The sequence below is a fragment of the Micromonospora sp. NPDC004336 genome (assembly GCF_053602615.1).
In genome coordinates this window covers 1-8,287 of the sequence record NZ_JBSGDY010000221.1, presented here as the reverse complement: position 1 = coordinate 8,287, position 8,287 = coordinate 1, and the positions used below count along the sequence as shown (strand labels likewise).

General features: G+C 76.7%; 8 protein-coding genes and 1 pseudogene. 5 read left to right on the top strand and 4 right to left on the bottom strand.

Features of this window, described 5'->3' with window-relative positions; genetic code table 11:
• Positions 1–437 (bottom strand): annotated as a pseudogene (locus tag ACWENR_RS27975) (hypothetical protein); the annotation flags it as partial.
• Positions 438–608: 171 nt separating this feature from the next.
• Complete coding sequence (locus tag ACWENR_RS27970; RefSeq protein ID WP_452279939.1) at positions 609–1,955, bottom strand: MFS transporter; 1,347 nt, start codon at positions 1,953–1,955, stop codon at positions 609–611.
• A 71-nt stretch (positions 1,956–2,026) separates the two neighbouring features.
• On the opposite strand from ACWENR_RS27970, the gene ACWENR_RS27965 reads away from it, so the two are divergent.
• From ACWENR_RS27965 to ACWENR_RS27945, 5 genes are all read left to right on the top strand, one after another.
• A complete protein-coding gene (locus tag ACWENR_RS27965; RefSeq protein ID WP_452279938.1) occupies positions 2,027–2,677 on the top strand; it encodes a TetR/AcrR family transcriptional regulator in 651 nt (216 codons plus the stop codon).
• 60 nt (positions 2,678–2,737) lie between these two features.
• Positions 2,738–4,048, top strand: a complete 1,311-nt coding sequence (locus ACWENR_RS27960; protein ID WP_452279937.1) for a flavin-containing monooxygenase — start codon at positions 2,738–2,740, stop codon at positions 4,046–4,048.
• Positions 4,045–4,869, top strand: a complete 825-nt coding sequence (locus tag ACWENR_RS27955) for an SDR family NAD(P)-dependent oxidoreductase (RefSeq protein ID WP_452279936.1) — start codon at positions 4,045–4,047, stop codon at positions 4,867–4,869. Before ACWENR_RS27960 ends, ACWENR_RS27955 begins: the two co-directional genes overlap by 4 nt.
• Before the next feature lie 9 nt (positions 4,870–4,878).
• A complete protein-coding gene (locus ACWENR_RS27950) occupies positions 4,879–5,388 on the top strand; it encodes an NUDIX hydrolase (protein ID WP_452279935.1) in 510 nt (169 codons plus the stop codon).
• A 130-nt stretch (positions 5,389–5,518) separates the two neighbouring features.
• A complete protein-coding gene (locus ACWENR_RS27945) occupies positions 5,519–6,655 on the top strand; it encodes an epoxide hydrolase family protein (protein WP_452279934.1) in 1,137 nt (378 codons plus the stop codon).
• A gap of 106 nt (positions 6,656–6,761) precedes the next feature.
• Here the strand turns inward: ACWENR_RS27945 and ACWENR_RS27940 are convergent, their stop codons facing one another.
• The gene (locus ACWENR_RS27940; RefSeq protein ID WP_452279933.1) at positions 6,762–7,412 is read right to left on the bottom strand and encodes a LysE family translocator; all 651 of its coding nucleotides are present in this window, start codon (positions 7,410–7,412) and stop codon (positions 6,762–6,764) included.
• Positions 7,413–7,461: 49 nt separating this feature from the next.
• The coding region (locus tag ACWENR_RS27935) for an NAD(P)/FAD-dependent oxidoreductase (protein WP_452279932.1) at positions 7,462–8,287 on the bottom strand (826 nt) is incomplete at its 5' end.

The window sequence follows — 8,287 nt, the reverse complement described above, 5'->3', positions numbered from 1 at the left end:
GGCGCAGCCGTCCGGCCTCTCGGTCTCGGCCGACGGTGCCCGGCTCTGGGTCGCCGACAGCGAGACCAGCGCGATCCGGTACGTGGAGAACGGCGCCGCTCGGTCTGTGCCGCCGCCACCTGCGTGGCGGCGTCGGCGCGGGCCTGCGCCAGCTGGCGTTCCACCCCGACCGGGGACAGCTCGGCGTGCAGCGCCTCGGCGAGGGTCTCCGCGACCTGCTCCAGCCGGTCCACCGCCTCCCAGGTGCGGGCCACCTGACCGGGCAGGCCGGGGGCGTTGCGGTGGCGCATCCGCGAGTTGCGGGAGGCCCGCTGGCAGGCGCCGTCGTTGTCGCGGCAGTAGCGGAACGGCCGGCCCGCGCCCACGCGCTGCGGCACGTCGCGTCCGCAGTGGGCGCAGGGGCGGGTGTCGGTGGGGGTGGCGGGCTGGGCGTCCATCGAGGGCGGAGTCTACTGCCGGGCCCGGCGGCCGCCGCCGCAGCGCCCGCCCCGGGTCCGGCGTCGGGCCGGCCGCGCCGGCGTGGACCGTCGGTTCGAGCGGAGCGGAAGCCCGCCGCGCCGCCGACCCGGCGCGCGCCGGGCCGGTCCTTCGGGCGCGCGCCGGGCCGGTCAGCCGGCCGTGCGGGCCGCCCCGTCCAGGGTGTAGCGGCGTTGCAGCAGCAGCGCGACGAGCATCGCCGCCGCGGGCAGCAGCCCGAAGCCCCAGCGGATCGCGGTCAGCGCGTCGTCGGGCTGGGTGACGCCGTCGCCGGCGGTGGAGGCCACGAACCCGCCCGCGGCCAGGCACAGCGAGTACGCCCACGGGCCCAGCGCCGCGCCGGTGGCCTCGGTGGCGGTCCAGACCCCGGTGTAGGTGCCGGCCGCGCCGCCGCCGGCGCGGATGACGTCGGGCACCATCGAGAACGGCAGCAGCTGCATACCGGCGAACGCGACGCCGAGCACCGCCACGGCGGCCACCAGCACCGGCAGCCCCGCCGGGCGGCCCACGGCCAGGACCAGCGAGCCGGCCGCGAAGGCGCCCTGGGCGCCCAGCAGCGCCCGCTGCTTGCCGACCCGGCGGGCGAGCACCAGCCAGGCCGGCGTGACCAGCAGCGCCGGGGCGACGAAGGCCGCCACCAGCACGGTGGTCAGCCCGGGGCGGCCCAGCTCGTACTCGGCGTAGTAGGGCACCGCGGCCAGGACCAGGTGGGTGGTGGTGGACATGGCCAGGTAGGCGGCGACCAGCCAGCGGAACTGCCGGTCGCGCAGCGCCACGGCCAGCCCCCGCCAGCCGCCGCCGTGCGGGGCGGGCGTCGCGGCGGCGGCCCGGCGCAGCCGGGCGATGCCCGCCACCCCGACCAGCATCGCGGCCAGCATGCCGGCGGCCAGCAGCACGCCCATCCGCTGGTAGCCGGGGCGGGTGGCGTCCTCGCCGCCGGCCAGTAGGGGCGCCAGCAGCCCGGAGGCGAGGATGCCGAGGGTCAGCACCACCATCCGGAACGCCATCAGGCGGGTCCGCTCGTGATAGCCGATCCGCAGGTCGGCGGGGGTGGCCAGGTAGGGGACCTGGTAGGCGGCGAAGAGCAGGTTGCCGGCCACGAACGCGACCGCCACCCAGGCGGCGGCCGGCGCGCCGGTGAGCCCGCCGGGCACGGCGAACAGCGTGGCGAAGGCGAGCGGCAGGGCACAGCCGAGCAGCAGCAGCCGGCGCCGGTCGCCCCGGCGGGTCTGCTCGACGTCGCAGCGGTGCCCGATCCACGGGTGCAGCAGCACGTCGGCGACCTTCGGCAGCAGCAGCGCCAGGCCGGCCAGCCAGGGGGCGACGGCCAGCACGTCGGTGAGGAAGTAGAGCAGCAGCAGGCCGGGGACCGTCACCCAGACGCCCATGCCGAGGGAACCGGCGGCGAAGCCGAGCAGCGGCCCGCGGGGCAGGGTGGTGGTGTCCGTGTCGGCCTGGTGCTGGTCGAGCCCGGTCATGGCGGCCTTCCTCTCCGGGCGCGCCGCCCGCAATCCAACGGATGCTGGATTGTAGGGGCAGAATGGCGGCCATGACCATGCCCCGCCGCCGACCCGGGCGGCCCCGCCGCGAGGAGACCAGGCCCACCCGGGAGGTGGTGCTCACGGCCGCGACCGCGCTGTTCGCCCGCAGCGGCTTCGACGCCGTCGGGCTGCGGGAGGTCGCGGCGGCGGCCGGCGTCGACGTCGCCACGGTCTCGCACCACACGGGTACGAAGGCGCAGCTCTACGACGCCTGCTTCGCCCGGGTCTTCGCCGCCGAGCGGGAGGTGCTCCAGGCGGCGGCCGGGCGGGCGCGGCAGGCGCTGGACAGCGGCCCCGTCGAGGCCCGGCGCGCGCTGCACGACCTGGTGGACGTGTTCGTGGACTTCCTGGAGGACCGGCCGGAGACGACCGCGTTGTGGCTGCGCCGCTGGCTGGAGCCGCAGCGGCACGCCGAGCTCGACGAGCGGTACGCCGCCCCGCTGTACCGGCTCGTCGCCGACCTGCTCACCGCCGCCGCGGCGAGCGGGGCGCTGGTCGAGCCGACGCCGCACGTGACGGTGCGCAGCCTGGTGTGGGCGGTGCACGGGCACGTGGTGGCCCTGGCCGCCGGCGGGGGGTCGCAGGCGCGGGAGCGGCGGGAGTTCCGCGCGTTCGTGCACCGCTTCCTCGACGGGCTGTACGGGCCGGCGACACCTTGACGCGCCGCCCGCGCCGGTCCATTATCCAACGCACGTTGGATTAACGGGAAGGAGCCGGCGATGGGCGCACAGCCATCCGTGGCGGTCATCGGCGCGGGCGCGGCCGGACTGGCCACCCTCAAGGCGCTCGCCGACGTCGGCGTGCCCGCCGTCTGCTTCGAGGCGGCCGACCGGGTCGGCGGCCTCTGGGTGTACGGGGCGCCGGGCTCGCCCGCGTACCGGACGCTGCACCTGAACACCAGCAAGGCGCGCACCGAGTTCGCCGACCACCCGATGCCGGCGCACTGGCCGGACTATCCCGACCACACCCGCGTCGCCGGCTGGCTCACCGACTACGCCGACCGGTTCGCGCTGCACGAGGCGGTGCGGCTGCGGCACACCGTCGACCGGGTCGCCCGCGGCGACGACGGCCGGTGGACGGTGCACGCCGACGGGCCCGACGGCCCGGTCGAGGTCACCGTCGACGCCGTCGTGGTCGCCAACGGCCACAACCGCGCGCCGAAGTCGCCCGCCACCGCCGGCGAGTGCACCGCGCAGCAGATGCACAGCCACGCCTACCGGGGGCCCGAACAGCTCGCCGGGCGGCGGGTCCTGGTCGTCGGCGGCGGCAACTCCGCGATGGACATCGCCGTGGACGCCTCGTACGCGGCCCGGCGCACCCTGCTGTCGCTGCGCCGGGGCGTCTGGGTGGTGCCGAAGCACCTCCTGGGTCGCCCGTCGGACACCCTCAACGGCGCCCTGGCCCGGCGGCTGCCGTGGCGGCTGCGCCAGCGCATCACGCAGCGGCTGCTCACCGCGACCGTCGGCCCGCCCACCCGCTACGGCCTGCCCGCCCCCGCCCACGGCTTCCTCCAGGACCACCCGACCCTCTCCGACGGGCTGCTGTCGCGGCTGACCCACGGTGAGATCGAGCCCCGCCCCGGCATCGCCGGCTTCGACGGCGACCGCGTCACCTTCACCGACGGCCGCGTCGAGGAGGTCGACCTGGTGATCTGGTGCACCGGCTACCGGGTGGAGGTCCCGTTCCTGGACCCCGCGCTGCTCGGCGACGGGGCGGACACCCTGCCGCTGTACCGGCACGTGTTCCACCTGGACGCGCCCGGGCTGGCGTTCGTCGGCCTGATGCAGTCCACCGGCGCCGCGTTCCCGCTGGTCGAGGCGCAGGCCAAGCTGGTCGCGGCGCAGCTGTCCGGCCGGTACGCGCTGCCCGACCCGCAGGCGCAGCGCGCCGCCTGCCGCGCCGAGCTGCGCGCCGCCACCGCTCGGTGGGGGCAGCGCCGGCCCGCGATGCGGGTGGACTTCGACGCGTACCTGGCGGAGCTGAGGCGCGAACTGGTCGCCGGCGCCCGCCGTGCCGGAGCCGCGGCATGAGCGCCCTGGCGGGCCGCCGGGTGCTGGTCACCGGGGCCAGCGGCACCTTCGGCCGGCAGCTGTGCGCCGCGTTCACCGCGGCCGGGGCGCGGGTCGTCGGCGTCGACCGCCACCCGGCCGACACCGACGACGTGCCGGTGCTCGGCTGCGACCTGACCGACCCGGCCGCCGTGCCGCCGACGGTCGCCGCCGCCGTGGACCGGCTCGGCGGGCTGGACCTGCTGGTCAACAACGCCGGCGTCGGGGGCCCCGCCCCGGCCGAGCTGCCGCCCGACGAGGTGGTGCGCCGGCAACTGGAGGTGAACCTGCTCGCCGCCTGGCGGACCACCGCCGCCGCGCTGCCCGCCCTGGAGGCCGCGCGCGGCCGGGTGGTCTTCGTGGCCAGCCGGATGGCGGTGCTGCCGCTGCCCCTGGCCGCCGCGTACGGGGTCAGCAAGCGGGCCCTGGTCGCCTACGCCGACGCGCTGCGCCACGAGGTCGGCACCCACGTCGGGGTGAGCGTCGTCTACCCGAGCATGGTCGCCTCGCCGATCCACGACAGCACCGCCGAGGCCGGCCTGTCGCTGCGGGGGGTGTCCCGCCTCGAGCCCGTGGAGGGGGTCGTCGGGGCGATCCTGCGCGCCGCCACCGCGCGCCGCGCCCCCCGGGACGTGGCCACCACCCGGCGCGGGCGCCTCGAACTGGCCCTCGGCCGGCACGCGCCGGCCCTGGCCGACCGGATCGTGCGGCGTACCGTCGCCGCCCGGGTCGCCGCCGGCGACATGGACGCCGCGCCGCTGGCCGCCGGGATGGTGCGCCGGCACCGCGACGCCACCGGCTAGCGTGACCGGGTGGCCGTCTCCCCGTACGTCGCGAAGCTGCGCGCCCACGTCGGCACGGACCTGCTCCTGCTGCCCGGGGTCAGCGCGGTCGTGCGCGACGACGCCGGGCGGGTGCTGCTGGCCCGCCGCGCCGACAACGGCCGCTGGTCCCTGCCCGCCGGCCTCGTCGACCCCGGCGAGCAACCGGCCGACGCCCTCCTGCGGGAGGTGTACGAGGAGACGGGCGTGCACGTGCGCATCGAGCGCGTCGGTGGCGTCGCCACGCACCCGGTCGTCTACCCCAACGGCGACGCCTGCGAATACCTGAACGTGTGGTTCCGGTGCCGGGCCGTGGGCGGCGAGCCCCGGGTCAACGACGACGAGTCCACCGAGGTGGCCTGGTTCGACCCGGCCGACCTGCCGGAGCTCGACGGCTGGGCGCGGCTGCGCATCGACACGACGCTGCGCGAGGACGCGCCCACCTGGCACGCCGCGCCCGGCGAGCGGCACCCGGCGCTCGGCCAGCCCGACGCGCTCTGACCGGGAGCCGGAACCGCCGCCGGCCGCGCGGCCACCGACCGGTCGCACGCGCCACGAGATCCGGCCGACGATCGGCGCGCGTCGGTCATGTGTGCCAGAGTCTGACCTACATGGCTTCTAGCGTTGCGGCATGACTCCGTTCCGGATCGACATCCCCCAGGCAGACCTCGACGACCTTCGCGACCGGCTCGTGCGGACCCGCTGGCCCCGGCAGCTTCCCGGTGCCGGCTGGAGCCGCGGGGTGCCGGTGGAGCACCTGCGCGACGTGGCCGCGTACTGGGCGGAGAAGTACGACTGGCGGGCCCACGAGGCGAGGCTGAACGGGTTTCCCCAGTTCGTCACCGAGATCGACGGGCTGGACGTGCACTTCCTGCACGTGCGCTCGCCGGAGCCGGACGCGTTGCCGCTGATCCTGACGCACGGCTGGCCGAACTCGTTCGTGGAGTTCGCCGACCTGATCGGCCCGCTGACCGACCCGGCGGCCCACGGCGGGGACCCGGCGCAGGCGTTCCACGTGGTGGTGCCCTCGGTTCCGGGATTCGGCTTCTCGCAGGCCCCGCCGGAGACCGGCTTCACGGTCGCCCGGGTCGCCCGGATGTGGGCCGAACTGATGCGCCGGCTCGGCTACCAGCGGTACGGCACCCAGGGCGGCGACCTCGGCGCGTACGTGGCGCCCGAGGTGGCCGCGGTGGCGCCGGAGCACGTGGTCGGCGTGCACATCGACGGCGGATTCGGCTTTCCCACCGAGGCCGACGTGCCGGACATGACCGAGGCCGAACGGGCCGAGTGGGCGCAGATGCAGCAGTGGATGAGCGGCGGCGTGGACCACCACGCGCTGCTACGGGCCGCGCCGCAGACCTTCGCGTACGCGTGGCAGGACTCGCCGGTCGGGCTGCTGGCCTGGATGACGCAGAAGTTCAAGGAGTTCACCATCACGGCGGCGACCCCCGAGCAGGTCATCGACCTGGACCTCATCCTGACCAACGTGAGCCTGTACTGGTTCACCGGCACGTCCGGCTCGTCGTCGTGGCTCATGTACGAGGGCGCGACGGTGGCCGGCGACGGCGGCTTCGCGTGGCCCAAGGGGCAGAAGCGGGTGCCGTCCGGCGTCTACGGTGGCGGGTCGGCGCTGATGCGGCGCCTCGCCGAACGGGACAACACCATCGTGCACTGGCCGCAGGGCAACCCCGGAGGCCACTTCGTGGCGATGGAGGAGCCGCTGGCCCACGCGGCCGACATCCGCGCCTTCTTCGCGAAGCTGCGCTGACCCGTCCCGGGTGAGCGCAGGGCCGGTCGCGGCACCACCGCCGCGACCGGCCGCCGCCCGACGGGCGCCTGACCCCCGGTGTCAGGGCGCGACCGGCGGACGGATGTCAGGGCATGGCGACGGCGGCCCGGGAGCGGTCGGCGGCGATCCGCACCGCCAGGGCCGCCAGCACCGTGCCCGTCAGCAGCCGCTGCACCCTCAGCCAGAGCGGCCGGCGGGCGAAGAACCCGGCGAGCGAGCCCGCGGTGAGCACGATCAGCGCGTTCACCGTCAGCGCCACCGCGATCTGGGTCAGCCCCAGCAGCAGGCTCTGCGCCGCGACGTCGCCGCGCGCGGGGTCGATGAACTGCGGCAGCAGCGACACGTACAGGATGGCGATCTTCGGGTTGAGCAGGTTGGTGACCAGGCCCATCGTGAACAGCCGCCGCGCCGGGTCCGGCGGCAGCGGCGCCGGCGTGAACGGCGACTGCCCGCCGGGGCGCAGGGCCTGCCAGGCCAGCCAGAGCAGGTACGCCGCGCCGGCCAGCTTCACCGCCGTGTAGAGAGCGGGCACCAGCACGAACACGGTGGCGATGCCGGCCACCGCGGCGGCCAGGTAGACGCCGAAGCCGGCCGCGACGCCGAGCAGCGAGACCAGCCCGGCCCGCCGGCCCTGGGTGACCGACCGCGAGACCAGGTAGACCATGTTCGGGCCGGGCGTCAGCACCAGCCCCAGCGCCACCAGCGCGATGCCCACCAGCGCACCCGTACCGACCATGTCGCCCCCGCTCCGCTCGGCTGGTGCCGACCCTACGCCCGCCCGACGCTCAGCCGGCGACCGGCACCCGGCGGGCCGCGACGGCCGCGCGGGTCTCCTCGGCGGTCAGGTCCGCGTTGATCGCCGCGCCGGCGGCCAGCCCCGCGGCGGCCGAGGTGATCACCTGGGCGCGCGGATCCGTGACGTTGCCGGCCACCCACACGCCGGGCACCTCGGTCGCGCCGGCCGGGCCCGCCGGCACCGCACTGCCCACCACCTGGCCGCCCATCTCCTGCGTCACCGGCGCGAGGCCCAGCGACGCCAGCACGTCGGCGCGGGCGTGGAAGCGGGGAGCCACCACCACCGCACCGCAGCGCAGCACCTCGCCGCCGGCCAGCCGCACCCCGGCCAGGGCGTCGCCGGCGAGCACCAGCGCGGCGACCGGGCCGTCGACCACGCGTACGTCCCGCGCGGCGAGCTGCTCGTCCTCCTCGGCGGTGAACGCGCACGGCGTGTGCCGCACGACGGTCACGTCGGCGCTCCACTGCCGCCACAGCAGCGCCTGGTGCGCGGCCAGCGGGCCGGTCGCCAGCACCACCAGCGGCACGTCGCGCACCTCCCACCCGTGGCAGTACGGGCAGTGCAGCACGTCGCGGCCCCACCGACCGGCCAGCCCCGGCACGTCGGGCAGCTCGTCCGCCAGGCCGGTGGTGACCAGCAGCCGCCGGGCGTCGACGGTGCGCCCGTCGGCGAGGGCGACGCGGAACCCGCCGCCGTCGCGGCGCGTCGCCGCGACGGCCGACCATCGACGACCGGGACCGGCCCGACCGGCGCGGCTTCCACCTGTCCCAGCGCGACGGCGACGTCTACGTGGTGCCGGACGAGGCGCTGCCGTA

What these genes read in the sequence shown, in the direction of transcription:
- ACWENR_RS27970 (WP_452279939.1), bottom strand. Translation starts at nt 1,955, where the DNA reads ATGACCGGGCTCGACCAGCACCAGGCCGACACGGACACCACCACCCTG.
- ACWENR_RS27945 (WP_452279934.1), top strand. Translation starts at nt 5,519, where the DNA reads ATGACTCCGTTCCGGATCGACATCCCCCAGGCAGACCTCGACGACCTT.
- ACWENR_RS27955 (WP_452279936.1), top strand. Translation starts at nt 4,045, where the DNA reads ATGAGCGCCCTGGCGGGCCGCCGGGTGCTGGTCACCGGGGCCAGCGGC.
- ACWENR_RS27940 (WP_452279933.1), bottom strand. Translation starts at nt 7,412, where the DNA reads ATGGTCGGTACGGGTGCGCTGGTGGGCATCGCGCTGGTGGCGCTGGGG.
- ACWENR_RS27965 (WP_452279938.1), top strand. Translation starts at nt 2,027, where the DNA reads ATGACCATGCCCCGCCGCCGACCCGGGCGGCCCCGCCGCGAGGAGACC.
- ACWENR_RS27960 (WP_452279937.1), top strand. Translation starts at nt 2,738, where the DNA reads ATGGGCGCACAGCCATCCGTGGCGGTCATCGGCGCGGGCGCGGCCGGA.